General features: G+C 68.2%; 23 protein-coding genes. 16 read left to right on the top strand and 7 right to left on the bottom strand.

Annotation, left to right across the window (positions count from 1 at the left end; genetic code table 11):
- Positions 1 to 95 precede the first annotated feature (95 nt).
- Positions 96 to 1,211, top strand: a complete 1,116-nt coding sequence (locus FHD67_RS11020) for a PAS domain-containing protein (RefSeq protein ID WP_139598722.1) — start codon at positions 96 to 98, stop codon at positions 1,209 to 1,211.
- Positions 1,208 to 1,675 carry a response regulator gene (locus tag FHD67_RS11015; protein ID WP_127898753.1) on the top strand — a complete coding sequence of 156 codons (468 nt, stop codon included), beginning with the start codon at positions 1,208 to 1,210 and terminating at the stop codon, positions 1,673 to 1,675. The genes FHD67_RS11020 and FHD67_RS11015 overlap by 4 nt, the downstream gene beginning before the upstream one ends.
- Here FHD67_RS11015 and FHD67_RS11010 read toward each other — a convergent pair.
- The gene (locus FHD67_RS11010) at positions 1,656 to 3,794 is read right to left on the bottom strand and encodes a histidine kinase dimerization/phosphoacceptor domain -containing protein (protein WP_139598721.1); all 2,139 of its coding nucleotides are present in this window, start codon (positions 3,792 to 3,794) and stop codon (positions 1,656 to 1,658) included. The two genes, FHD67_RS11015 and FHD67_RS11010, sit on opposite strands and share 20 nt — an antisense overlap.
- A 47-nt stretch (positions 3,795 to 3,841) precedes the next feature.
- Entirely contained in the window at positions 3,842 to 4,372 is a 531-nt protein-coding gene (locus tag FHD67_RS11005; RefSeq protein WP_139598720.1) for a biliverdin-producing heme oxygenase, read from the bottom strand.
- A 164-nt stretch (positions 4,373 to 4,536) separates the two neighbouring features.
- Between FHD67_RS11005 and FHD67_RS11000 the strand changes: the two genes are divergently transcribed.
- Positions 4,537 to 5,802 carry a glycerate kinase type-2 family protein gene (locus FHD67_RS11000; protein WP_139598719.1) on the top strand — a complete coding sequence of 422 codons (1,266 nt, stop codon included), beginning with the start codon at positions 4,537 to 4,539 and terminating at the stop codon, positions 5,800 to 5,802.
- On the opposite strand, the gene FHD67_RS10995 is transcribed toward FHD67_RS11000, so the two are convergent.
- Positions 5,799 to 6,494: a GntR family transcriptional regulator gene (locus FHD67_RS10995; RefSeq protein WP_127898749.1), complete on the bottom strand. Its 696-nt coding sequence runs from the start codon at positions 6,492 to 6,494 to the stop codon at positions 5,799 to 5,801. The two genes, FHD67_RS11000 and FHD67_RS10995, sit on opposite strands and share 4 nt — an antisense overlap.
- An 81-nt stretch (positions 6,495 to 6,575) precedes the next feature.
- Here FHD67_RS10995 and uxaC point away from each other — a divergent pair, with 81 nt between their 5' ends.
- The 9 genes from uxaC to FHD67_RS10950 all read left to right on the top strand — a co-directional run bounded on the left by uxaC (position 6,576) and on the right by FHD67_RS10950 (position 15,661).
- Positions 6,576 to 7,982, top strand: coding sequence for a glucuronate isomerase (gene uxaC / locus FHD67_RS10990; RefSeq protein ID WP_045998949.1), 1,407 nt, complete (start codon positions 6,576 to 6,578; stop codon positions 7,980 to 7,982).
- A 23-nt stretch (positions 7,983 to 8,005) separates the two neighbouring features.
- Positions 8,006 to 8,977: a TRAP transporter substrate-binding protein gene (locus tag FHD67_RS10985; RefSeq protein ID WP_045981674.1), complete on the top strand. Its 972-nt coding sequence runs from the start codon at positions 8,006 to 8,008 to the stop codon at positions 8,975 to 8,977.
- 67 nt (positions 8,978 to 9,044) lie between these two features.
- A complete protein-coding gene (locus FHD67_RS10980; protein ID WP_232303234.1) occupies positions 9,045 to 9,638 on the top strand; it encodes a TRAP transporter small permease in 594 nt (197 codons plus the stop codon).
- A gap of 4 nt (positions 9,639 to 9,642) precedes the next feature.
- Positions 9,643 to 10,923 carry a TRAP transporter large permease gene (locus FHD67_RS10975; RefSeq protein ID WP_045998951.1) on the top strand — a complete coding sequence of 427 codons (1,281 nt, stop codon included), beginning with the start codon at positions 9,643 to 9,645 and terminating at the stop codon, positions 10,921 to 10,923.
- Between the two features lie 13 nt (positions 10,924 to 10,936).
- Positions 10,937 to 11,218 carry a cupin domain-containing protein gene (locus FHD67_RS10970; RefSeq protein WP_045998952.1) on the top strand — a complete coding sequence of 94 codons (282 nt, stop codon included), beginning with the start codon at positions 10,937 to 10,939 and terminating at the stop codon, positions 11,216 to 11,218.
- A gap of 11 nt (positions 11,219 to 11,229) precedes the next feature.
- A complete protein-coding gene (gene kduI / locus FHD67_RS10965) occupies positions 11,230 to 12,054 on the top strand; it encodes a 5-dehydro-4-deoxy-D-glucuronate isomerase (RefSeq protein WP_045998953.1) in 825 nt (274 codons plus the stop codon).
- Positions 12,051 to 12,791, top strand: coding sequence for a 2-dehydro-3-deoxy-D-gluconate 5-dehydrogenase KduD (gene kduD / locus FHD67_RS10960; protein ID WP_139598718.1), 741 nt, complete (start codon positions 12,051 to 12,053; stop codon positions 12,789 to 12,791). The genes kduI and kduD overlap by 4 nt, the downstream gene beginning before the upstream one ends.
- Entirely contained in the window at positions 12,769 to 14,193 is a 1,425-nt protein-coding gene (locus FHD67_RS10955) for a mannitol dehydrogenase family protein (protein WP_139598717.1), read from the top strand. Before kduD ends, FHD67_RS10955 begins: the two co-directional genes overlap by 23 nt.
- Positions 14,186 to 15,661, top strand: coding sequence for a UxaA family hydrolase (locus tag FHD67_RS10950; protein WP_246071281.1), 1,476 nt, complete (start codon positions 14,186 to 14,188; stop codon positions 15,659 to 15,661). Before FHD67_RS10955 ends, FHD67_RS10950 begins: the two co-directional genes overlap by 8 nt.
- Here FHD67_RS10950 and FHD67_RS10945 read toward each other — a convergent pair whose 3' ends face one another.
- Together FHD67_RS10945 and FHD67_RS10940 are read right to left on the bottom strand one after the other, a co-directional pair.
- Complete coding sequence (locus tag FHD67_RS10945; protein WP_139598715.1) at positions 15,662 to 16,594, bottom strand: sugar kinase; 933 nt, start codon at positions 16,592 to 16,594, stop codon at positions 15,662 to 15,664.
- 13 nt (positions 16,595 to 16,607) lie between these two features.
- Positions 16,608 to 17,270, bottom strand: a complete 663-nt coding sequence (locus tag FHD67_RS10940; protein ID WP_045998957.1) for a GntR family transcriptional regulator — start codon at positions 17,268 to 17,270, stop codon at positions 16,608 to 16,610.
- A gap of 159 nt (positions 17,271 to 17,429) precedes the next feature.
- Here FHD67_RS10940 and FHD67_RS10935 point away from each other — a divergent pair, with 159 nt between their 5' ends.
- The 3 genes from FHD67_RS10935 to FHD67_RS10925 all read left to right on the top strand — a co-directional run bounded on the left by FHD67_RS10935 (position 17,430) and on the right by FHD67_RS10925 (position 20,813).
- Positions 17,430 to 17,888: a putative pterin-binding protein gene (locus FHD67_RS10935; RefSeq protein WP_045998958.1), complete on the top strand. Its 459-nt coding sequence runs from the start codon at positions 17,430 to 17,432 to the stop codon at positions 17,886 to 17,888.
- Complete coding sequence (locus FHD67_RS10930; RefSeq protein WP_139598714.1) at positions 17,885 to 20,110, top strand: hybrid sensor histidine kinase/response regulator; 2,226 nt, start codon at positions 17,885 to 17,887, stop codon at positions 20,108 to 20,110. The genes FHD67_RS10935 and FHD67_RS10930 overlap by 4 nt, the downstream gene beginning before the upstream one ends.
- Positions 20,111 to 20,240: 130 nt before the next feature.
- On the top strand, positions 20,241 to 20,813 hold the full coding sequence (locus FHD67_RS10925; protein ID WP_045981684.1) for a L,D-transpeptidase: 573 nt from the start codon (positions 20,241 to 20,243) through the stop codon (positions 20,811 to 20,813).
- Between the two features lie 32 nt (positions 20,814 to 20,845).
- Here FHD67_RS10925 and FHD67_RS10920 read toward each other — a convergent pair whose 3' ends face one another.
- Positions 20,846 to 22,303, bottom strand: coding sequence for an aldehyde dehydrogenase family protein (locus FHD67_RS10920; RefSeq protein ID WP_139598713.1), 1,458 nt, complete (start codon positions 22,301 to 22,303; stop codon positions 20,846 to 20,848).
- A gap of 11 nt (positions 22,304 to 22,314) precedes the next feature.
- Between FHD67_RS10920 and FHD67_RS10915 the strand changes: the two genes are divergently transcribed.
- On the top strand, positions 22,315 to 23,295 hold the full coding sequence (locus FHD67_RS10915) for an NAD(P)-dependent oxidoreductase (RefSeq protein ID WP_342775301.1): 981 nt from the start codon (positions 22,315 to 22,317) through the stop codon (positions 23,293 to 23,295).
- Here FHD67_RS10915 and FHD67_RS10910 read toward each other — a convergent pair.
- A complete protein-coding gene (locus FHD67_RS10910; protein WP_139598711.1) occupies positions 23,292 to 24,698 on the bottom strand; it encodes an amidase in 1,407 nt (468 codons plus the stop codon). The genes FHD67_RS10915 and FHD67_RS10910 overlap by 4 nt on opposite strands.
- Position 24,699 lies beyond the last annotated feature (1 nt).

Here is a 24,699-nt window from a genome sequence, read left to right as displayed (position 1 = left end):
CACCGCGATCCTTTTCCGATATTCCGGAACCATTCAAGGCGGCAGTGCCTTGAAGCAGACGACAGGGTCTGGTGCAGGCTTACAAGGGACGCGACGTGGACGAACGGGACGACTGGCACCTGACCGAGGCGCTGCATCATGAACACGGACGCGGCGATCCCTTCGCGGCCGCGGTGCGCGCGACGCGCATGCCGATGATCATCACCAACCCCAGCCTGCCCGACAATCCCATCGTCTTTGCCAACGACGCGTTCCAGCGTCTGACCGGGTACGACCGCGACGAGCTGATGGGCCGCAACTGCCGGTTCCTGCAGGGGTCGCAGACGGACCAGGACACGATCCGCCGCCTGCGCGAGGCGGTCGAGAGCGGGACCGACATCTCGGTCGATATCCTAAACTATCGCAAGGACGGGACGTCGTTCTGGAACGCGCTGTATCTCAGCCCGGTGCGCGACGATGCGGGCCGTATCCGGTTCTTCTTTGCCTCGCAGCTGGACGTCACCGACCGGATCGACGTGCAGTCCCGCATGGCGCGCGAGAAATCGCGGGTCGAGGCCGAGGTGACCCGCCGCGTCGCCGAACTGCGCGATTCGCTGGATGCACAGCGCCTGCTGCTGCACGAGGTCGATCACCGCGTGAAGAACAACATGACCATGATCGGGTCGATCCTGCGCCTGCAGCTGCGCGAGGCGGCGGACAGCGACACGGCCGACATGCTGCGTGCGATGATGACCCGGATCGATGCCTTGGCCACGGTGCATCGCCACCTGTACCAGTCCGAAGACGTGACGCGGTTCGACATCGGGTCCTATGCCGTCAACCTTGCGTCCGACCTGACGCAAAGCCGCGCCGATTGCGACATCCGCATCCGCGCCGATCTGGGCCGGGCCGAGGTGCCCGCGGGGCAGGCGGCGGCGATCGGGCTGATCGTGAACGAGATCCTGGCGCACATGATCCGCCCCGAAAACGTTGCGGAGGGCCAGGTCTTCGACATCTCGTCGCGGACGACGCCCGCGCGGGTCGAGCTGTCCATCGGCTTCGGACCTCCGGGCCTCGGGGACGACGAGGCCGATCCGGTCTATTCGCCGTCCGGGGTGAACGAACAGATCATCTCTCGGCTTGCCGCACAGACACGAACGCGCGTGGCCTGGTCCAGGACCGATCAGAGGTCGATTCAGGTCAGCGTCGTCATCGACAAGGAAATACCATGAACCGCCCCAAGGCGCCGCTGTCGATCCTCGTGGTCGAGGATGAGTTCATCATCGCGATGGACATCGAGATGATGATCGAGGATGCCGGCCATCAGGTGCTGGCCGTGGCGTCCTCGCTGCAGGACGTGATGGCCCTGCCCACGGACAAGGCCCCGGACGTCGCGCTGGTCGACATGCAGCTGGCACGCGGCAGCACCGGCCTGCAGGTCAACAGCGCCATCCAGAAGCAGTGGCCCGACACCATCGTGGTCTTTGTCACGGCCAACCCGAAGAAGATCCCCGACGATTTCGACGGCGCGCATGGCGTCATCGCCAAGCCGTTCTCATCGGCGGGCTTCGTCGCCGCGCTGAAATACCTGGAGGAGGGCGTGTGCGATCCGCCCCCCGTGTCGCCCGAACCCGGCAGCTTCGTGGCCTCGCCCGCCTTCGCCGCGCAATGGGGCGTCAGTCCAGGGGAGCGGTGATCACCACCCGCAGACCGGGCGCATTCGTGTCCGACTGCAACTTGCCGCCCAGCTGCTCGACCAGCGACGCGACCATCCGCATGCCAAAGCCGGTGCCCTTGATGGACCCGTCCGACCCCACGCCGTTGTCGGTCACGGACAACAGCATCCCGTTGCGCGTCTGCGACAGCACGACCGATACCGGGCCGGGCTGGCCATCATAGGCATACTTGATCGCATTCGCGACGATCTCGTTGGTCAGCAGGCCGATGCTGACCGCACGATCCGCCGATACCAGGATGGGCGCGAATTCGGTCTGGATCGCGTCGGCCCATGCTGGGTCCAGCGACGATTTCATGTCACGCAGCAGATCGTCCAGATAGATCGCCAGATCCACGATCTGGGCGCTGTCGTCCTGATAAAGGCGGCGATGGACCAGGCTGACCGCCGACAGTCGGCTTTGCGCCTCGTCCAGCTGGGTGCGGACCAGGGGGTCGGCGCCGCGGCCCTGCATGCGCAGGAAGGATGCCACCAGGGCCAGGCTGTTCTGGACGCGGTGGTTGACCTCGCGCAGCAGGAATTCCTTTTGCTGGATCAGGCTCTCGTTCTCGCGCAGCGTGATGGACAGCTCGGCGTTCAGCCGGCGGATGCGCCGCGAGCTGCGCGCCTCCAGCATCAGGCGAACCAGGCGGCTGGCGGCCTCGACCTCGGCGGCGGTCCAGGGGCGCGACTTGCCGCGCACCTCGTCGGACCAGGCCGCAAAGGATGCGCGTGGCTCCAGCGTGGCGCCGGGGACCGTGGGGACGTCCTTGTGCGGGTTGCCGGCCCAGGTCACGACCTGCAGCTTTTCGGCGCGGAACCACATCAGGATCGTCGGCACCTCGGTCGACATGGTGACCGACAGCATGCCGCTGGCAATGTCGCGATAGGCCGCCGCCGCAGGGATCACGCGTTCCAAGTCGGAACTGACAAAGGGGGTGATCGCCGCCGACTGGCGAACATGGTCGGCCAGATGGCGCAGCGCCGCCGGATCGGGGCAGCTGCCCGACGAGAACAGTTCGCTGCCCTGAACGGCGGCAAAGCCGTCGGCGCCCACCAGCTCGGCCAACGGTCCCGCGGATTGCGCGAAGAACTGGTCCAGCTGGTCGTCAGGACCAAGACGGGCCAGCACGGTATCCTCGTGCGCGCGCAGCCGGATGCGTTCACGGTACAGCACCGTCTCCTCGCGCAGGCGAATCTGGCGGGCCAGGCTGTCGGCCAGGGACTGGCAGGCCAGGCGCGTGGCCAGCGACAGGTCGCGCGGTTCGGGGTGGTGGCAGGCGACAAGACCCCACAGCGCCCCGTCCTTGATGATCGACATCGACGCCGATGCACCCACCCCCATGTTGCGCAGATAATGCAGGTGCACCGGAGAGACGCTGCGCAGCATCGAATCGCTGAGGTCGATGGCCTCGATCCCCGGAACGCTGCCGGTGATCGGCTGGACCGGGGCATGCACGTCGGCAATGACCCGCACGCGGTTGCGCACGTAGAGGGCGCGCGCCTGGCGGGGAATGTCGGATGCCGGGAAATGGTGGTTCATGAACGTGCCCATGCCCTCGGCACGGCTTTCGCCCACCACGGCCCCGGCCTCGTCGTCGATGAAGCGATAGATCATCACCCGCGCGTGGCCGGTCAGCTGGCGGAACACGCCCGCCGCGTTCCGCATCAGGTCGGGCAGGGACGACGCCCGTTCCAGCACCGCGTCCAGCGCCTGCATCCGGCCCAGGAAACGTGCATCCAGCGGCGGTTGATCCAGCGCGGGCAGCATCTCGATCACCACATGCGCGTCGCTGCGATAGGCCAGCAGGTCCCAGGATGCCCCCTCGATCATCACGGGTGCCAGGGGAACGGGACCGATATCGGGCAGATCGTCGATTGCATTGCGCAGCACGCCGTCAAGCGCCTGCGACAGGGTCTGGCCGATCAGGTCGCGCGTCAGGCCGTCGGCACGTCCCGCGGCGCCGACGATCCGGCCATCGCCCGGGTCGACGATCAGAAGGTGGCCATGCGCCTGGATCGATCCGGGAACATGGATCGGTTCGCGGTCGCAGGCAGTCAGATCACGGGCATCGGCAGGGTTGGGCAGGGCTGTGGACATTACGGATTTCTAAGGCGGACCATGTCAGCCGTCCAATTGCTTTTCGTTTACCGTTGCGTAAATGCAGTCATGGCGGTCTGGAACACCGCCCGTGCGGCCTTGACCGCCCGCGCGGGGTCCGGATCCGCGGCATGAAGCCAGTCCAGAAACCGCCGCCACCGGCGCGGATCGCCCGTCTGCAGCGCCAGGTGCGATGCGCCGTGGCCCGCGGTGTATCCCATGGCCGCCGCCCTGCGCGCGATCAGCGTCGCACCGATGGACGATCCTTCGACCACATACAGCGCGCCCGCGACGGCCGCGGCGTCGGGCAGGGCAGGCGGGGTTACCGGGGACCGGCGCCCTGCGCCAAGGTCCGCCAGATCGCGCGCCGTCGCATCCGACAGCATCACCGGCCGCCAGCCGATCCGGGCCGAGCCGGCCTCCAGCAGCGGATCGATGGCGCTGCGAAACGCGTGGCTGCCGCGCAGATAGGCCAGATAGGCCGCCGGGCTGTTCAGCGCGCCCACCTGCGCGTCCAGCGTGGCGTGCAGATCGCCGGTGCCGTCTCGAAGGACGCTGCGCAGAACATGCTGGGTCACCGGGGCCTCGGGCGGGTTGGGGCGGCGCGGGACCGCAATCCGGGGCGCCCTAGCAGATCGGCGGGGCAAGGGCCAGCGGCGGCGGTGCTGGCAAACCGCGGCACCATCCCTATGATGGCGCCACAGGCGCGCCCCCGGGCGACGCGATCACCGACGGAGGCGGAATGAACCAGGACCAGGCACGGGCGCTGTTGCGCGACATGTTCGATGCGGCGGTGGCCGCCGCCGATCCCGCGCAGGTGCTAGCCGATCATCTGCCGCCCAAGCCGCAGGGTCGCTGCATCGTGGTGGGCGCGGGCAAGTCCGCCGCCGCCATGGCCGCCGCGCTGGAGGCCGCCTGGCCCGATGTCGACCTGTCCGGCATTGTGGTCACGCGGCATGGGCACCAGGTTCCGACGCGGCGCATCACCGTGTGCCAGGCGTCCCACCCGGTGCCTGACGCGGCGTCGCAGGATGCCGCCGAACGAATCCTGGCTGCGGCCAAGGCGGCGGGACCGGACGACCTGGTGCTGGCGCTGATCTCGGGCGGGGGGTCGGCGCTGATGGCGGCACCCCGCGCGCCGCTGACGCTTGAAGACAAGATCGTGGTCAACCGCCTGCTGCTGCGGTCGGGCCTGACGATCGAGGACATGAACCGCGTTCGCCGGCGCCTGTCGGCGATCAAGGGCGGGCGGCTGGCGCAGGCGGCCGCGCCCGCACGGCTGGTGACGCTGGCGATTTCCGACGTTCCGGGCGACGATCCGGCGGCCATCGCGTCCGGTCCGACGGTGCCGGACCCCACCGCCGGACAGGACCTGTCCTGGCTGGTCGACCGGCTAGGCCCCGACCTGCCGCAGGCGGCGCGTGATCTGCTGATGGCGCCGCCGCAGCCCGCCGCGGCCTTCGACGCCGATTACCGCCTGATCGCCACGCCGCAGATGTCGTTGCTGGCGGCCGCCCGCGTGGCGGAACGGGCCGGGGTGACGCCCGTCCTCTTGGGCGACGCGCTGGAGGGAGAGGCCGCGCAGCTGGGCATCGCCATGGCCGGCATCGCCCGCGCCACCGCCGCCCATGGCACCCCCGCCACGGCCCCCGCGGTCCTGCTGTCGGGCGGAGAGACTACCGTGACCATCGGTCTGGGCGATCCCGGCCGCGGCGGGCGCAACACCGAGTTTCTTCTGTCCCTGGCCGTGGCGCTGCGCGGGCAGCCGGGCATCCACGCGCTTGCCGCGGACACCGACGGCATCGATGGGACCGAGGACGCGGCAGGCGCCATCATCGGCCCCGATCTGCCGCAGCGGGTCGCGGAGCTGGGCCTGGACATGCGCGCGGCCTTGGCGGGGCATGACAGCTACAGCCTGTTCGACGCGACGGACAGCCTGATCTGCACGGGGCCGACGCTGACCAACGTCAACGATTTCCGGGCGGTGCTGGTGGTCCCGGCCGGCTAGGCCAGGATGCCCGGCTGGTCGATGCGCAGCCGTTCCAGGATGTGTTCGATATGGCTCAGATGGTCGCGCAGGGCGCCTGCGGCGGCCTCGGGATCGCGGGCGCGCAGGGCGGCCAGGATTTCCCGATGCTCGATGAACGCGGTCGAGGCGCCGTAGGACAGCGACAGAAAACGCGCGCGGTCCATGTGGCCCTTGTTGTCGCGCACCAGGTTCCAGACGAATTCCTTGCCCGCCGCCGCGCAGATGTCGCGGTGGAACTGGTCGTCCAAGGCATGGAAATCGCTGCGCCGGTCCTCCCGGCTGGCGGCCTCCTGCAGATCGATCAGGCGTTCCAGGCCATCCCAGTCCGACGGCTGCAACGTCAGCGCCGCGACCCGCATGGTCGCCTGTTCCAGCGCGCTGCGGATGAAATAGGCCTGCATCACCGCCTCGGTCGAGATCGGGGTGACGGTGGTCGCCCGCTGTGGGCGGATCTGGATGAAGCCCAGCTGCGACAACCGATAGAAGGCGTCGCGAACCGGTTGGCGCGATACGCCCATCCGGGCCGCGACCTCGGCCTCGGACAGCTTCGCGCCGGGGGGCAGGTCCAGCCCGACGACCCGTGCATAGAGATGCTCGAAGATCTGGTCGGTGACGGTGCGGGGGCGCAGATCCTGCAGCGGTGGCAAGCTGTCCAGTTCCTGAACCGACATGATCATCCCCGCGTTGACCGAACCTGTAAACTAGCATATTAGACGACTAGCGGAATGGCAAGTGAGTCGGAGGGGGATCACATGACACTGCTGCACGACGACCGCCTGTTCCCGACCCATGGCCGCGCCCGCGATCTGGCCCGCGCGCTGTACGAACAGGTGCGCGACCTGCCGATCGTCAGCCCGCACGGCCATACCGATCCGCGCTGGTTTGCGGAAAACGAGGCATTCCCCGACCCCGCGCAGCTGTTCGTGACGCCCGATCATTACGTGTTCCGCATGCTGTGTTCGCAGGGGGTGGCGCTGACCGACCTCGGGGTGCCCCGCGCTGATGGCGGGCCGACCGAAACGGATGGCCGGACCATCTGGCGGCTGTTCGCGCGGCATTATCCGCTGTTTCGCGGCACGCCGTCGCGCCTGTGGCTGGACCACAGCTTCCAGCACGTCTTCGGCATCGACCGCCGCCTGTCCGAAGACACGGCTGACTGGTATTACGATCACATCGCCGATTGCCTGGCCCGGCCCGAATTCCGGCCCCGCGCGCTGTTCGACCGTTTCAACATCGAGGCGATCGCCACGACCGAGGCCGCGACCGACGATCTGCGCTGGCACCGGATGATCCGCGACAGCGACTGGGGGGGCAGGGTCATCACCGCCTATCGTCCGGACGGCGTGATCGACCCCGAGATGGCCGGGTTCGTCGACAATGTCGCGCTGATGGGCCAGCAGACCGGGTTCGACACCGCGACCTGGGATGGATACCTGGACGCGCATCGGGCGCGTCGGGCGTTCTTCATCGACCATGGCGCGACGTCCAGCGACCATGGCCACGCGTCGGCCCGGACCGAGGATCTGCCCCGCGACCAGGCCGCTGCGCTGTTCGCCAAGGCCCTGCGCGGCACCTGCACCGCAGAGGAGGCCGACGCGTTCCGCGGCCACATGCTGACCGAGATGGCGCGCATGAGCCTTGACGACGGGCTGGTCCTGCAGATCCACCCCGGGTCGCGCCGCAACCATTCCGACGACGTGCTGGCGATGTTCGGCCGCGACAAGGGCTTCGACATCCCTGGCCGCACCGACTACGTGACCGCGCTGCGGCCGCTGCTGAATGCGGTGGGCATGGACCCGCGCCTGACGGTGATCCTGTTCACGCTGGACGAGACCGCCTATGCCCGCGAACTGGCACCGATGGCCGGGGTCTGGCCCTGCCTGCGGCTGGGTCCGGCCTGGTGGTTCCACGACAGCCCCGAAGGGATGCGCCGCTTTCGCGAGATGACCACGGAAACGGCGGGGTTCTACAACACCGTGGGGTTCAACGACGACACGCGCGCCTTCTGTTCGATCCCGGCCCGTCACGACGTGGCGCGCAGGGTCGATTGCGCCTGGCTGGCCGACCTGGTCGCATCGGGACGTCTGGAGGAGGACGAGGCCCCCGAGGTGGCGCGCGACCTGACCTATGGCCTGGCCAAGCGGGCCTACAAGCTTTGAGCATCTGTATCTGGGAGGATAACATGAAACTGCTGATGACAACCCTGGCGGGCCTGCTGGCCTCGGCCAGCTTCGCCACCGCCTGCGAGATCACGCTGCGGTCGTCCGACACCCATCCCGACGGCTATCCGACGGTCGAGGGCGTCAAGGCCATGGCCGAGGAGGTCCGCGAGAAGACCGACGGCCGCATCTGCATCGAGGTGTTCCCGTCGTCCCAGCTGGGCGAGGAAAAGGACACGATCGAGCAGACCCAGTTCGGCGTCATCGACATGGTCCGCGCCAGCTTCGGGTCGTTCAACGACATCGTGCCGGTCACCCAGATCATGTCGCTGCCCTATCTGTTCACGTCCGTCGAACACAGCCACGCGGTCCTGGACGGTCCCATCGGCGAGGAGATCGCCGCCGCGTTCGAGGAGCGCGATCTGGTGGCGCTGGCCTGGTATGATGGCGGGGCGCGCAGCTTCTACAACTCGCAGCGGCCGATCCAGTCGATCGCCGACCTCGAGGGGATGAAGTTCCGCGTCATGCAGAACGACGTGTTCGTCGACATGATGGACGCGCTTGGCGCCAACGCCACGCCGATGCCCTATGGAGAGGTCTATTCCAGCATCCAGACCGGCGTGATCGACGGGGCCGAGAACAACTTTCCCAGCTATGACAGCTCGGGCCATGCCGAGGTTGCCAAGTACTTCACCCTGGACGAGCACCTGATCGTTCCCGAACTGGTCGCGATGTCCAAGACCAGCTGGGACAAGCTGACCCCCGAGGATCAGGCGATCCTGCGCGAGGCGGCGCAGAATTCCTCGACCCTGCAGCGCGAGCTGTGGGCGGCGCAGGAACAGGAATCGCTGGACAAGGTGACCGCCGCCGGTGCCGAGGTCATCACCGAGATCGACAAGACCCCGTTCATCGAGGCGATGGTGCCCGTCTACGACAAGTACGTGACCACCCCCGAGAACAAGGACCTGGTCGAACGCATCCGCGCGACCCAGTGACATCACGCCGCCCGCGGACCTCGCGGGCGGCCTTTTCTTTTCCGGGGGATGCGCGATGCGCGAGGGGATGATCAGATTTGCCACGCTGACCGGTGCGGTCGCGCAGGCGGCCTTGTGGCTGGCGGGGATCGGGCTGGTCCTGATGACCGCCTTTGTCTTTGCGCAGGTGTTCTTCCGTTACGTGATGGGGTCCAGCCTGTTCTGGGCCGAACCGGCCGCCGTCATGCTGATGGGCTGGTTCATCTTCCTGGGCGCCGCCGTGGGGGTCAAGGAAGGCTATCACCTGTCGTTCGACGTGGGCCTGATGGTCGTGCCGGAAAGCTGGCGGCCGTGGTTCCACAGCCTGTCCGACGTGGTCGTGACGGCCTTCGGTTTCGGTATGGCGTGGTTCGGCTGGCAGCTGGCGGCGCGCGCGGCCAGCGGCGTGGTGCCGGGCATCGGCATTTCGCGCCTGTGGGATTTCGCGCCGCTGATCGGGGGCGGCATCCTGCTGATGCTGTTTTCGGTCGAACGCATCCTGCGCCGCGCGGCCGGGCTGAAGACGATGCGCTTTGGTGACATGGACGATGCCGCTGACGGCGTCGTCGACGGCGCGCCGGGTGCGGTGCGCGCCGATGACCTTCTGGACGGCAAGGCTGCGCGCCCCCGCGAAAGGACCTGAGATCATGGAATTGTGGATCCTGTTCGGCAGCTTCGTGACGCTGCTGATGATCGGCACGCCGGTGGCCTTCTGCCTGGGCGTGGCCAGCTTTCTGACCGTCCTCTATATGGGACTGCCGCCGGTGGTGGTGTTCCAGCGCCTGAACAGCGGCATCTCGGTCTTTGCGCTGATCGCCATCCCGTTCTTCATCTTCGCGGGCGACCTGATGGTGCGGGGCGACATCGCCCGGCGCCTGGTGGCGCTGGCCGGTGCGATGGTCGGGCACATGCGCGGCGGGCTGGGCCAGGTCAACATCATGGCCTCGCTGATGTTCGGCGGCGTGTCCGGGTCGGCCGCGGCCGACGCCAGCGCGGTGGGCGGCCTGATGGTCCCCCAGATGAAGGCGCGCGGATACGACGTCGACTATGCCGTCAACATCACGGTCGTCAGTTCCATCATCGCGCTGATGATCCCGCCCAGCCACAACATGATCATCTACTCCATCGCCGCCGGGGGCCGTCTGTCCATCGCAGACCTGTTCACCGCCGGCATCATTCCAGGCCTGCTGCTGGCGGTATCGCTGATGGTCACCGCCTGGTGGGTCGCGCGCCGGAAGGGCTATCCGACCGAGCCGTTCCCGGGCCTGCGGATGCTGGGCGCGCTGTTCGTGTCCGCCATGCCCGGCCTGATCCTGATCGCGATCATCTTCGGGGGCGTGCGGTCGGGCTGGTTCACGGCGTCCGAATCCTCGAACGTGGCGGTGGTCTATGCGCTGCTGGTGACGGCCCTGGTCTATCGCAGCCTGCCCTGGTCCGAATTCGTCGAGGCGACCAAGGGTGCTGTGCGCACCACCGCCATGGTGCTGCTGGTGATCGGCTGCGCGGCCTGCTTCGGCTGGCTGCTGGCCTATCTGCGCGTGCCGACACAGCTGGTCGAGATCCTGCAGAGCGTGTCCAGCAACCCCATCGTGATCCTGTTGATGATCAACATCGTCCTTCTGATCCTGGGGACGTTCATGGACATGTCGCCGCTGATCGTCATCACAACGCCGATCTTTCTGCCGGTCGCGACCGCCTTCGGCGTCGATCCGGTGCATTTCGGGGTCATCATGATCCTGAACCTGGGGATCGGCCTGTGCACGCCGCCCGTCGGCGCGGTGCTGTTCGTGGGCTGCGCGGTAGGCCGCATCAGCATCTGGCAGGCGATGCGCACGATCTGGCCGTTCTACGGCGCGGCCTTCGCCACGCTGATGCTGGTCACCTATGTCCCGGCGCTGTCGCTGTGGCTGCCCTCCGTGTTCCGCTGATGAAGGTGTCGCAATGACCGATCCCGTCCGCACCGTCCTGGCCCATGCGCCGGACCTGATGGTCGTCCGCTTTGCCTTTGCGGCGGGCGACCGGGGCGCGCTGCACAGCCATCCGCATGTGCAGTCGACCTATGTCAAGTCGGGCCGCTACCGCTTCACCGTCGACGGCCAGTCGTCCGAGGTCGGGCCCGGCGACGCCTTCATCATCCCCTCGGGCGCCGAACACGGCTGCCTGTGCCTGGAGGAGGGTGTGCTGATCGACAGCTTCACCCCCCGCCGCGACGATTTTCTGTGAAAGGACCCCTGATGACCCATGTCGAAACCCGCCACGCGATCCACCCGGACCACGCCCGCGGCATGGACACCGCCCAGCTGCGGCAGCATTTCCTGGTCGAGGGTCTGTTCGCCGCCGGTCAGGTCCGCCTGACCTATACGCATTACGACCGCTTCGTGGTTGGCGGCGCGGTCCCGGACGGGGCGCCCCTGACCCTGGACGCCATCGACGAGACCCGCACGCCCAGCTTTCTGGACCGCCGCGAGATGGGCATCGTCAATATCGGCGGGCCGGGCCGGGTAGAGGCCGCGGGGCAGGGCTGGGACATGGCCAATGGCGACGTGCTGTATCTGGGCATGGGTGCGGGGGCGGTGACGTTTTCGGGCGGGGGGCGGTTCTACATCACCTCGGCGCCTGCCCATCGCGCGCTGCCGCATCGGCTGATCACCGTCGATCAGGCCAAGAAGGTCGAGATGGGCGCGACCGCGACCTCGAACAAGCGCGTCATCAAGCAGTTCATCCACCCGCTGGTCATGGAAAGCTGCCAGCTGGTGCTGGGCTATACCTCGCTGCAGGAAGGGTCGGTCTGGAACACCATTCCCGCCCACGTCCATGACCGCCGGATGGAGGCATACCTCTATCACGGCATGGCGCCGGAATCGCGGGTCCTGCACCTGATGGGCGAACCGCAAGAGACGCGCCACCTGTTCGTGGCCAACGAACAGGCGGTGCTGTCGCCGACCTGGTCGATCCATTCCGGCGCGGGCATTGGCGAATACACCTTCATCTGGGCGATGGCGGGGGACAATGTCGATTACACCGACATGGACTTCATCCAGCCGGAGGACCTGCGGTGACCCCCTTTTCCCTTGAGGGACGCACAGCCCTGGTCACCGGCGCGAATACCGGCATCGGCCAAGCCATCGCCGTGGCCTTGGCGCAGGCCGGGGCGGACGTGATCGCCAGTGGCCGGCGCGACTGCGCCGAGACGGTGGCGATGATGGGCCAGGTGTCTGACAAGGCGGGGCGCTCGCTGACCCTGGATTTCGCCGATCCGATGGCCGCGCGCGACGTGTTCGCGGACCAGCCGATCGACATCCTGGTGAACAATGCGGGCATCATCCGCCGCGACGATGCGGTCGATTTCACCGAGGCCGATTGGGACGCGGTGATGGACGTGAACGCCAAGGCGCTGTTCTTTACCTGCCAGGCCTTTGCGCGCGCCGCCCTGCCACGGGGAAGGGGCAAGATCATCAACATCGCGTCGCTGCTGTCCTTTCAGGGCGGCATCCGGGTGCCGTCCTATACCGCGTCGAAACATGGCGTGGCGGGGCTGACCAAGCTGATGGCCAACGAATGGGCCGGGCGCGGGCTGAACGTCAACGCCATCGCGCCGGGCTATATCGAGACGAACAACACGCAGGCACTGCGCGCCGATCCCGACCGCAGCCGCGCCATCCTGGAGCGCATCCCCGCAGGCCGGTGGGGTCGCCCCGAGGATATCGCCCAGACCGCCGTGTTCCTGGCCGCGCCCGCGTCCGATTACGTCAACGGCGCGATCCTCAACGTCGATGGAGGCTGGCTTGGCCGCTAGGTTGCACTATACCCCGTCCGCCGAACCCGCGGGCATCGTTCATCTGGGCCTGGGCGCGTTCTTTCGCGCGCATGGCGCCATCTATGTCGAACAAGCCATGGCGGCTTCGGGCGGTGACTGGGGGATCGTCGGCGTGTCGCTGCAATCGCCCGGCACGCGCGACCGGCTGGCCCCGCAGGGCTGGGCCTATACCGCGCTGCAGCTGGGCCCGGAGGGAGAGACCGCGCAGGTCGTCACCGTGCTGCGCGACGTTCTGGTCGCGCCGGAAAACCCCCAGGCCGTGCTGGACGCGATGACCGCACCCGCGGTGCGGATCGTCAGCCTGACGGTCACAGAAAAGGGCTATTGCCATAAGCCTTCCACGGGGCGGCTGAACGCCGATCACCCTGACATCCGCTACGATCTGGACAATCCGCTGCCCAGATCGGCGCCGGGTTTTCTGGTCCGGGCCCTGCAGGCGCGCCGCGCGGCGGGCATCCCGCCCTTTACCGTGCTGTGCTGCGACAACCTGCCGGAAAACGGCCATGTCGTGCGTGGCGTCGTGCTGGACCTGGCGCGGCTGATCGACCCCGATCTCGCCGCCTGGATCGAGGCGCAAGGGGCCTTCCCCTCGACCATGGTCGACCGCATCGTTCCGGCCACCACGCCCGCCGATCTGGACCGGGTCGAGACCCTGACGGGCCGGCGTGACGAGGCCCCGGTGATGCACGAACCCTTCCGCCAATGGGTGGTCGAGGACCGGTTCTGCAACGGTCGCCCGGACCTGGGTGCGGTCGGCGTGCAACTGGTCGACGACGTGACGCCGTTCGAGCACATGAAGCTGCGGATGCTGAACGGCACCCATTCCAGCCTGGCCTATCTGGGCTATCTGGCCGGGCACCAGACCATCGCCGACACGATGGCCGACCCGGTGATGGCGCAGTTCGTCGACCGTCTGTGGCGGTCCGAGATCATCCCGGCGCTGACGCCGCCGCCGGGCACCGACCTTGCGGCCTATGCCGACGCGCTGGCGGCGCGCTATGCCAATCCGGCAATCCGTCACCGGACCTGGCAGATCGCCATGGACGGCAGCCAGAAAATGCCGCAGCGCATCCTTGGCACCATCGCCGAAGGCCGCGCCGCCTGGCGGCCCGTACCGGGGCTGACCTTGGCCGTGGCGGCCTGGATGCGCTATGCCTCGGGGCGCGACGAGACGGGTGGAACGATCGAGGTCAAAGACCCGCTGGCCCCGCAGATGGCCGCGCTGTGGCGCGACGATCCGGCGGCGACGGTCGACGGGTTCCTGGCCCTGTCGCAGGTCTTTCCCGCCGTGCTGCGCGACGACACGGGGTTCCGCGCGGAGCTGACCGATGCGCTGACGAAGCTGGTGCGTGATGGCGCGCGGGTCGCCGCAAGTGGCTGAACCGCTGGTCCTGAACCCGTCGGACACCGTCGCCATCCTGACCACGCGCGGCGTGGCGCCTGCCGGACACAAGATCGCCCGCGCGGACATCGCGCGGGGGGCGGCGGTGGTGAAGTACGGGCAGGTGATCGGCTATGCCACCTGCGACATCGCGGCGGGCGATCACGTTCACAGCCACAACCTGGCCTTTGGTGATCACGACCGCGACCAGTCCCCCGGCGCCGGGCTTGCGGCCGCGCGGGCGGCTCTTGACCGGCATCGCGGGCCGGAGTTGCAGTTTCAGGGCTATCACCGCGACGGCAGACAGGTCGGCACGCGCAACTTCGTGGCGCTGGTGGCGACGGTCAACTGTTCGGCGACGGTCATCCGCCGCGCCGCCGACGAATTGCAGGCCGAGGGCGCGCTGGCCGATTATCCGAATGTTGACGGGGTGGTGGCCTTTGCCCACGGATCGGGCTGCGGGATGGCCGACAGCGGTCCGGGGTGGATCGCGCTGCAGCGGGTGCTGACCGGGCATGCCGGGCACCCGAACGTCGGGGCCGCGCTGTTCGTAGGGCTGGGCTGCGAGGTCATGCAGATCGCCCGCATGAAGCAGGAGTTGGGCCAGGCCGCGCGCTTTCATGGGCTGACGATCCAGGACAACGGTGGCACCCGCGCGACCATCGACGCCATCAAGGCCCGCGTCCGCCAGATGCTGCCGCAGGTTAATGCGGTGACGCGCGCACCCGCCCCGGCATCGGCCCTGCGGATCGGGCTGCAATGCGGCGGGTCGGACGGATTTTCGGGCATCACGGCCAACCCGGCACTTGGGGTGGCCTGCGATATCCTGGCCGCGCAGGGCGCATCGGTCGTGCTGTCTGAGACGCCCGAGATCCACGGCGCGGAACGCCTGCTGCTGGACCGCGCCGCCGACCCCGCATTGGCCGACCGGCTGCTGGCCCGCCTGCGCTGGTGGGAGGGGTATGCCGCGATGAACGGTGCCTCGCTGGACAACAATCCCAGCCCAGGCAACAAGGCGGGCGGGCTGACTACGATCCTTGAAAAATCTCTAGGCGCGGTGGCCAAGGCGGGCGCCACGCCGCTGAACGCCGTGCTGGATTATGCCGAACCCATCACCGCGCCGGGCCTGAACTTCATGGACACGCCGGGTTACGACCCGGTCTCGGCCACGGGTCAGATCGCCGGGGGGGCGCAGCTGATCGTGTTCACCACCGGGCGCGGATCAGCCTTCGGGTCGAAACCCGCGCCGACCCTCAAGCTGGCGACGAACGATGCCCTGTTCGCCGCAATGCGCGACGACATGGATCTGAACTGCGGCGACGTGCTGTCCGGTGTCAGCCTTGACGACAAGGGCCGCCAGATCGTCGATCTGATCCTGCGCACCGCCTCGGGCCAGGTCACCCGCAGCGAGGCCCTGGGCCTGGGCGACCAGGAGTTTCTGCCCTGGCAGATCGGCGCGGTGCTGTAGTCAGCGCCGCGCGTCCTCGACCGCCTGCCGGATCAACGCGCCCGGATGGCGGATCACCTGTCGCCCAAGCGCGTGCCCGGCCCGGATGGCACCGGCGCAATCGGCCCCCGTCAGCCGTGCCGCCAGATAGCCCGCATTGAAGCTGTCGCCCGCGGCGGTGCTGTCGACCGGGGTCTCGACGCTGAGATCGTCGATGTGGCCCGCACCATCGCGCCCGCCGAACCGGATCGGCCCACCGCCATTCTTGACCACCACCTGGCCCGCGCCCAGGGCCAGATAGCGGTCCAGCGTCGCCTGCGGATCGGCATCGCCGAACAGCGCGGCCTCGTCGTCGAAGCTGGGCAGGACCAGGTCCGCGCGGCCGGCAGCGTCCTGCGTGACCGCACGCATGGTGTCCACGTCGGCCCACAGGCGCGACCGCAGGTTGGTGTCGAAGACGACCGTGGTGCCGGCCTGCCGCGCCCGGTCCAGCGCGTGCATCAGGCCGATGCGCCCCTGCGGGGGCAGGATCGCCAGCGTGATCCCCGACAGATAGGCCATTGCGCAGCCCTGAAGGGCGGCGTGCAGCAGGGTCGGGTCGTCGGCCAGCCGCCGCGCCGCGGACGTGTCGCGCCAGTAGGAGAAGCTGCGTTCCCCGTTCGTCAGGCTGATCGCATAGAGGCCGATCTCGGCATCGGGCTGACGGCTGACATGGGCGGTGCCCAGCCCTTCGGCCCGCAGGAACTCGACCATCCGGGTCGAAAAGTCGCCCGTGCCGACCCGCGTCAGATAGTCGACCTGCCAGGCGTCGTCCAACAGGCGGCGCAGATACCAGGCCGTGTTCAGCGTGTCGCCGGCAAAGCCCATCCGCCACAGGTCCGGATCTGGGGCGCGCGACATCTCGACCATGGCCTCGCCGATGGACAGGATGCGGATGGGGTCGGCTTGCGGCATGTTTTGGGATCTTTCAGTCGGTGAAATAGTCGGGATGCGCCGCGGCCATCTGCGGCAGTTCGGTCAGCATCTGGCGCAGATGCGTGCGGATGGCATCTTCGGCGCCATCGGCGTCGCCGGCCTGCAGCGCGGTCAGGACGGCACGGTGCTGGGCGATGGTCTGGCTGCGGTCGAAGACGCGCATCGACAGGTGCCGCAGGCGGTTCATCTGGGCCTTGAGCCGTTCCAGATCCTGCCAGACGGCGCCCTGATCCGCCGCCAAGGCCATGGCGCGGTGGAACCGGTCGTCCGATTCGATGAACCCCGGCACGTCGCCTTCGACATCGCACCTTTCCTGCACGGTCAATTCGGCGGCCATCGCGGTCAGGTCGGGGCGGGTGGCGGCCACATGGCGGGCCAGGTCGCTTTCCACCGCCTCGCGGATGAAGCGCGCCGACAGGACCGCCCGCATCGAGATGCGCCCGATATAGGTGCCCCGTTGGGGCAGCACCTCGGCCAAGCCATCGGCGGCAAGCCGGATGAAGGCCTCGCGCACGGGTTGGCGCGACAGGTTGACCTGCGCCGCGATCTCCGTCTCCGACAGGCGCGTGCCCGGCAGCAGGTCGCCGCGCAGGACGCAGCGGTACAACCAGTCATGGACCTGCTGGGCGGTCGTGGCAGCGCGGATCGGAATCATGTCGAGCCCTTTTCCCCAAATTTATACCATACTTCCATACCAGTAAAGGGCATCGGTCAATCGATAGCATTTTAGAAAGGATTCGCTGCCAGAATGGCGCGGCGGGCGTCAAGATGACGCGACACCGCAACCCCGACCAACCCTGTCGAAGGCAGTCCCATGAAGATCGCAGCCCTCTCCCTTTTGCTTGCGCTGGCGGGTCCGGCGCTGGCCGACGATCCGTTGCTGACCGTGGTCGGCCCGGACGGCACGCAGACCTATGACCAGGCGGCGCTTCAGGCGTTTGGGCCGGTCAGCTTTGCCACCTCGACCATCTGGACGGAGGGGCAGCCGACCTTCACCGGGGTCCCGCTGCAGACGATCCTGACCGATGCGGGCATCGATGAGGGCACGGTCTCGGCCGTGGCGATCAATGACTACGCCGTGCAGATTCCCGTGGACGAGGTGACGGCGGATTATCCCATCGTCGCGTTCCAGCAGGACGGGCAGGCGATGTCCGTGCGCGACAAGGGGCCGCTCTGGGTCATCTATCCCTATGATTCCGATCCTGCGCTGCAGTCCGAGGTGACCTATGCCCGCAGCATCTGGCAGCTGGTCCGGATCGAGGCCGTGCGGTGATCAACGCGGTGGGCACCGACCTGCATCCCCCGCGCATCGCGCGGGCGGTCAGGATGATGCCCGCCTTCTTCGGTTGCGTAATCCTGGCCCTGGGGCTGGTCGTCTGGCTGCTGCAGGTCGATGCGCGCCGTCAGATCGACGAGATGGGGACCGCGGCCACGGACAACACCCAATGGTTCCTGGCCCAGTCCGAGGTCGAGGTTCTGGCCCTGCAGCGTGCCGCGTTGCTGCTGGCCGCGCCCGGTGCCGGCGCGGATCAAGCGCAAGATCTGCGGCAGCGGTTCGACATCTTCTACTCGCGCATACAGACGCTGCAGCAGGGGCGGACCTATGATCACCTGCGCGCGGAACCCGGCATCTCGACCGCGCTGCAGGAGATCCAGTCCGGGCTGGACGCCGCCGTGCCGGTGATCGACGGCGATGACGCGGGACTGATCGCTGGGCTGCCCCGGATCATGCCCATCGTCGACGCCGCCGTGCCCCTGGTCAGGCAGGTGTCGCTGGAGGGGGTGCGGCTGTTCGCCGAGAAATCCGCGCTGCGCCGCGAAGGTGTGGCCCGCGCATTGACGACCCTGTCGCTGCTGGTCGTTCCGCTGTTCATGGTGCTGGCGGGCAGCGTCGTGGTCCTGGCCGCGATGGTGCGCAGCGCAGGCGAACGAAACCGCCGCATCGCCGCGGTCAGCAATCGCCTGAATTCGCTGTTCGAGGCGTCGATCGACGCAATCCTGGTGGCGCGCCCCGATGGGCGGATCCTGGGCTTCAACGCCGCAGCACAGCGCATCTACGGATATGACCGGGCCGAGGCCGTGGGCGCCGACGTCGTCGACCTGCTGACCCCGCACGACCGGCGTGCCAAGGTGCGCGAGGTTCTGGCCCGGGTCCGTGACGGCACCACCCGCCCGCGCGCCGGCGGGCCCGATATCATGCAGACCGCCGCCCGGCACAAGTCGGGCCGGATCATCCCCGTCGAACTGTCCATGTCGGTCGCCCGAGGAGAGGACGGACCGCTGGTGGTCGCCTTCGTGCGCGACGTGTCCCGACGTGCGGCCGAGGAGGCCGAACTGATCGAGGCCCGTGACCGCGCCGTCGCGGGCGAACAGGCCAAGACGCGCATGATCGCCGTGATGAGCCATGAGATGCGGACCCCCCTGAACGGCATTCTGGGCTTGCTGGACCTGCTGAGCCTGACCGAACTGGACGAACGCCAGCGACAGTACGTCGCCGCGATGGAGCATTCCGGCCGCATGCTGCTGGGCCATGTCAACGATGTGCTGGACACCTCGCGGGCGCGCAGCGGTCAGTTGGTTCTGGCCCGGAACCCGGTCGACCTGCGCAGCTTGGTCGATTCGGCGATCCTGGGCCTGCAGACGCAGGCACAGGCGGCGGGCAACCAATTGATGGCTGTATATTCCGGCGACGATATGGCGCCGGTCCTGGGCGATGCGGCGCGGCTGGAACAGATCGTCGTGAACCTGGTCGGCAACGCCATCAAGTTCACTGAAAACGGACATATCACCGTGCTGGTCGATACGTCGGGGCCACCGGGACACGTCACGTTGCGCGTGACCGATACGGGTATTGGCATCCCCGCAGCCGATCTGGACAGGATCTTCGATGCGTTCGTCACGTTGGGTTCGACCTTCGACCGCAAGGTCGAGGGGACGGGACTTGGTCTCAGCATCGTCAAGGGCCTGGTCGATGCCATGGGCGGAAAGATCACGGTCTCAAGCCAGCCGGGCAGGGGGACCGCGTTCCGGATCACGCTGCCCCTGGAGCCTGCGCCCGTTGCGCCCGACACGGTGCCCCAGCAGGCGGTGGCCAGTCCGGACTGTCCCGGCCTCAGCATTCTGATGGTCGAGGACAACGCCATCAACCGTCTGGTTGCCCGCGAGATGCTGCGCCGCCAAGGATGCGACGTGACCGAGGCCGAGGATGGCCTTGCCGGCGTCGCCGCCGCCCAACAGCGCCGGTTCGACCTGATCCTGATGGATATCAGCATGCCCCGCATGAACGGCATCGACGCGGCCCGGCGCATTCGCGCGGGTGACGGCCCCAACCGCGACTGCCCCATCGTGGCCCTGACGGCCCATGCCATGCCAGAGGATCTGGCAAGCTTTCGTCAGGCCGGGATGGACCGATCGCTGGTCAAGCCGCTCAGCCGGGCGGCGCTCAACGCGCTGTTGCAGGCGGTGCGTCCCGCGGGTCCGTTGCCGCAGGCGTGATCGGCCGCGTGCCCCTGCATCTGTTGCAGAATCTCCGGGGTGGGCCGCCAACCTTGCGGCGGGGGCTTGGGGGAAGGCACGCGCGGGGCTATTGTCGCTGAAAAGGCCAATACAAGCACGAGGCAGCAGCATGTCCACGAATCGTCCCTTCGGCGACCGAAGAACTTTCCTTCAAGGTCTTGCGGCGACGGGCGTCCTGATCCCCGCCATGGCCTATGGCCAGGAAAACCCGGGACCGCAGCGCAACCAGTCGTCGTTCCGCGCGCGGCATTGGCAGGATTTCTATCCGTCCTTGGGCAAGGGGGTTCTGTTGGCCGACGTGACCTCGCGTGCGGTGCATTTCTGGTCGGGTGACGAAAGCGTGCATTTCGTCTTTCCCTGCGCGATCCCGATGACAGACGAACTGACCCGCCGCGGCCAGACCGAGATCGTGCGTAAGGTCGCCAACCCGCCCTGGACGCCCACGCCCAGCATGCGCGTCAAGGATCCGACCCTGCCGCAGCGGGTCGAGGGGGGCGCGCCCGAAAACCCGTTGGGCAAGTTCGGCCTGTACCTGGGCTGGCCGGCCTATCTGGTCCACGGCACCCATGACACGCGCAAGATCGGGCGGCGGTCGTCGTCGGGCTGCTATGGCCTCTATAACGAGCATGTCGAAAAGCTGTATGCGGTCGCAGAGATCGGCACACAGGTGACGGTGTTCTGATCGCCAGGGCGGGGCGCATGGCGCCCTGCCTTTCAACCGTGGTGGATCGCGATGGTCTTGGTGCGGGTGAAGCCGTACAGCGCCTCGAACCCCTTTTCGCGACCATGCCCCGACTTGCCGATGCCGCCGAAGGGCAGCTCGACCCCGCCCCCCGCGCCATAGTTGTTGACGAAGACCTGGCCGCAGTTCAGCCGGCCCGCCAGGCGCAGCTGTCGCGCCCCGTCGCGGGTCCAGATGCCAGCGACCAGTCCGTATTCGGTGCCGTTGGCAATGCGAAGGGCCTCCGCCTCATCGGCAAAGGGCATCATGACCTGCACCGGGCCAAAAATCTCCTGCTGCGCCAAGGCGTGATCGGAGGGTACGTCCGCAAACAGCGTGGGTCGCACGAAATGGCCGCCGGCCGCCGCGTCAGGATGCAGGCGCCCCTGTGCCGCCAGGGTCAGTTCGCGGGTGCCAAGATCGATGAAATCCTGCACCAGTCGCCTCTGGCGCGACGACACCAGCGGACCCAGGTCGTGGCTGTCGGGCGCCGGTCCTGCCACCAGCCCGTTGAAGATGTCGGACATGCGGCGACGCACCTCGTCATAGACACCGGCCTGTACCAAAACGCGCGACGCGGCCGAACAGGTCTGCCCGGCATTCTGCATGCAGGCCCCGACCAGAACCGGGATCGCCCGGTCCAGGTCGGCGTCGTCAAAGACGATCTGAGGCGACTTGCCTCCCAGTTCTAGCGTCACGGGCACGGCGTTGGCCGCCGCGGCGCGCTGAATGCCGGCCCCGGTCCCGACCGAGCCGGTGAAGGACAGATGATGCACGCCCGGATGTGCGGACAGCGCCGCGCCCACCTCGGCCCCCAGGCCGGTCACGACGTTCAACGCGCCGGGGGGCAAACCCGCCTGATGGGCGATCTGCGCAAAGACCAGGGCCGAGAGCGACGCATCCTCGGCCGGCTTCAGCACCACGGCATTGCCCGCGGCAAGCGCCGCCGCGACGGCGCGGCCCAGGATCTGCATGGGATAGTTCCACGGGATGATGATCCCGCAAACGCCATGCGGCTCGCGCAGTGTATAGGCGGTATAGCCCTGTTGATAGGGAATCGTGCTGCCCATCAGCTTGTCCGCCGCACCGCCGTAGAATTCCAGATAGCGGGCCAGGGCCACCGAATCGCGGCGCGACTGGTCCAGCGGCTTGCCCACGTCCAGCGTCTCGATCATCGCAAGGTCCTCGGCCCGGTCCAGGACCAGGGCGGACATCCGCGTCAGGATGCGCCCGCGGTCGGTGGCGGTCAGCGCCCCCCAGGGGCCGTCCAGGGCGGCGCGGGCGGCGGCGACGGCGGCGTCGACATCGGCCGGGGTGCCGCGACCGATCACCCCGATGGCATCGCCGGTCGACGGATCCTCGACCGGCAGGGTGCCGCCTTGGGGGCGGGTCCAGTGGCCATCCACGAAGATCAGGCTGGTGTCGATGCGGGTCAGATCGTCGATGATCATGCTGCGGTCCTGTGGTCGGTGGAAAAATTGCGTCCGGTCACCTTGTGGCCCGGGCGGCCAGCGCCCAAGCTGGCCCCCCGGCAGGACAGGAGGAGACGATGGACAAGATGACGGTCGGCATGGTGGGCGTGGGTCTGATGGGCCACGGCATCGCGCGAAACATTGCGGCCAAGGGGTGGCCGCTGCTGTTTCTGGATCATCCCGGCAACCAGCCGGTCGGTGACCTGACGGCGCTTGGCGCGCGCCGCGTCGATAGGCTGGAGGCCCTGGCGGAATGCCGCGCGGTCATCCTGTGCCTGTCGGGCACCCCCCAGGTCGAGGAGGTGCTGCTGGGCGCGGGCGGTCTGCTGGCCGCGATCCGTCCGGGAACCGTAATCGTCGACTGTTCGACCGCGATCCCGGCATCGACCCTGCGCCTGGCGGGGCTGACGCGCGAGGCGGGCGGGGAATTCATGGACGCGGCCATGACCCGCACCCCAAAGGAGGCCGAGGAAGGCCGCCTGAACCTGCTGGTGGGCGCGGACGGTGATCTGTTCAACCGCATGCGCCCCCTGCTGGGCACGTTCGCCGAGAACATCTTTCACGCGGGCGACGTCGGCGCGGGCCATACGCTGAAGCTGCTGCACAACTTCGTCTCGATCGGCTGCGCGACCCTGATCAGCGAGGCCGCGGCCTGTGCGCGGCAGGCGGGCATCCGTGACGCGACCTTTGTCGACGTGCTGTCCAAGGGCGGCGGGCACGGTGCCGCGCTGGACCGGATCGCGCCCTTCCTGCTGTCGGGGGACACGTCGGGAATGCGCTTTTCGGTCGCGAATGCGGCCAAGGACCTGTCCTATTACCGGCAGCTGTCGCGGGACGTGGGCGCCGCGCATGACGCGGCAGACGGCGTCGGGGCGGCCCTGGACGGGCTGGCCCAAGGCGGTTTTGCCGAAAGCTATCTGTCGGAAGCCGCGGCCCTGTTTTCCCCGCAGGACAAGCCCTCGCACGACTAGCCCGTGACCACGGGCCAGGGGCGTGCGGGCGGGGCGATCCGTTCCCACGCCCGCGCGGCGCGCAGCACGCCCAGGTCGTCGAACCGGCGGCCCGCGATCTGCAACCCGATGGGCACGCCGTTCCGGTCATGGCCGCAGGGCACGCTGATCGCCGGTTGTTCGCCGATGTTGAAGGGCGCGGTAAAGCCGATATGCTGCATCGCGCGGGTCACGTCGTTGTCGGCCGGATAGGCCCAATCCGCCGGAAAGCTGACATTCGGAGAGATGGGCGACAGGATCAGGTCCAGATCAGCCATGGCCTGCGTGGTGCGACGACGGATCTCGACCGTGGCGCCATAGCTGCGCCAGACGTCCTCTCCGGACCGGCCCAGACCCGATTCGGCCCATTCACGCACCAGCGGCAGGATCCGGGCCCGCTGTTCCGGCGCCAGCGCCAGCACGTCCAGCCCGGCCCGCGTGCGCCAGAAATCATCCAGGCCCTGCAGCAGGTCGGGAGTCATCCAAGGATCGATGGGCCGGATGACGGCGCCAGCCTGTTCGAACAGCGCCGCCGCAGCGGTCACGGCGGCGCTGACCTGCGGGTCGACCGCCATGCCGCAGCCGGCGTCCATCAGCAGGCCGACGCGCAGCCCTTTCAGGTCGCGGTCCAGGTTCATCCAGTCGATCGTCGCGGGTGGCAGGGACATGTGGTCGCGCCCGTCGGGCCGGGACAGCACCGCCATGGCCATCGCGGCATCGGTGACGGTCCGCGTCATCGGTCCCGCCGCGCGCCCCATGAAAGGCGGGTCGATCGGCACGCGCCCCAAGCTGGGCTTCAGCCCCACCAGCCCGCACCACGCGGCGGGCAGCCGGATCGATCCGCCGATGTCGGTCCCCAGATGGAGCGGCCCATAGCCCGCAGCCCCTGCCGCTCCCGCCCCCGCGCTGGAGCCGCCGGGGTTCATTGCGGTGTTCCACGGATTGCGCGCCAGCCGGTGAAAGCTGGACAGGCCCGAGGACAGCATCCCGAAATCGGGCATGGTCGTGCGGCCCAGAAAGACCGCCCCCGCCTCGCGCATGCGGGCGGCGGGGGGTGCATCCTCGGTGCGCGGCGTCATGTCGCTGACCGCGGTGCCCAGGGGCATCGCCACGCCGCGGGTGGCGATGTTCTCCTTGACGGTGATGGGCACGCCGTCCAGCGATACGCCGTTTACCGTCAGCGGATCGCCCCGCCGCCAGCGGTCCTCGGACGCGCGGGCGGCCTCCAGCGCCACGTCGTGATCGACGGTCCACATCGCGTTCAGTACCGGCTCGCAGGCGTCGATACGGTCCAGGACGGCGCGGGTCACCTCGACCGGGGACAGGCTGCGGTCGGCAAAGCCCGCGGTCATCGCGGCGGCGGTCAGGTCGGCAAATGCGGTCATG

Origin of the sequence: Paracoccus haeundaensis (assembly GCF_006239215.1) — a bacterium.
Lineage (GTDB): Bacteria > Pseudomonadota > Alphaproteobacteria > Rhodobacterales > Rhodobacteraceae > Paracoccus > Paracoccus marcusii.
The sequence above is the reverse complement of the archived record's forward strand: the minus strand, read 5'-3'. Positions and strand labels throughout refer to the sequence as shown.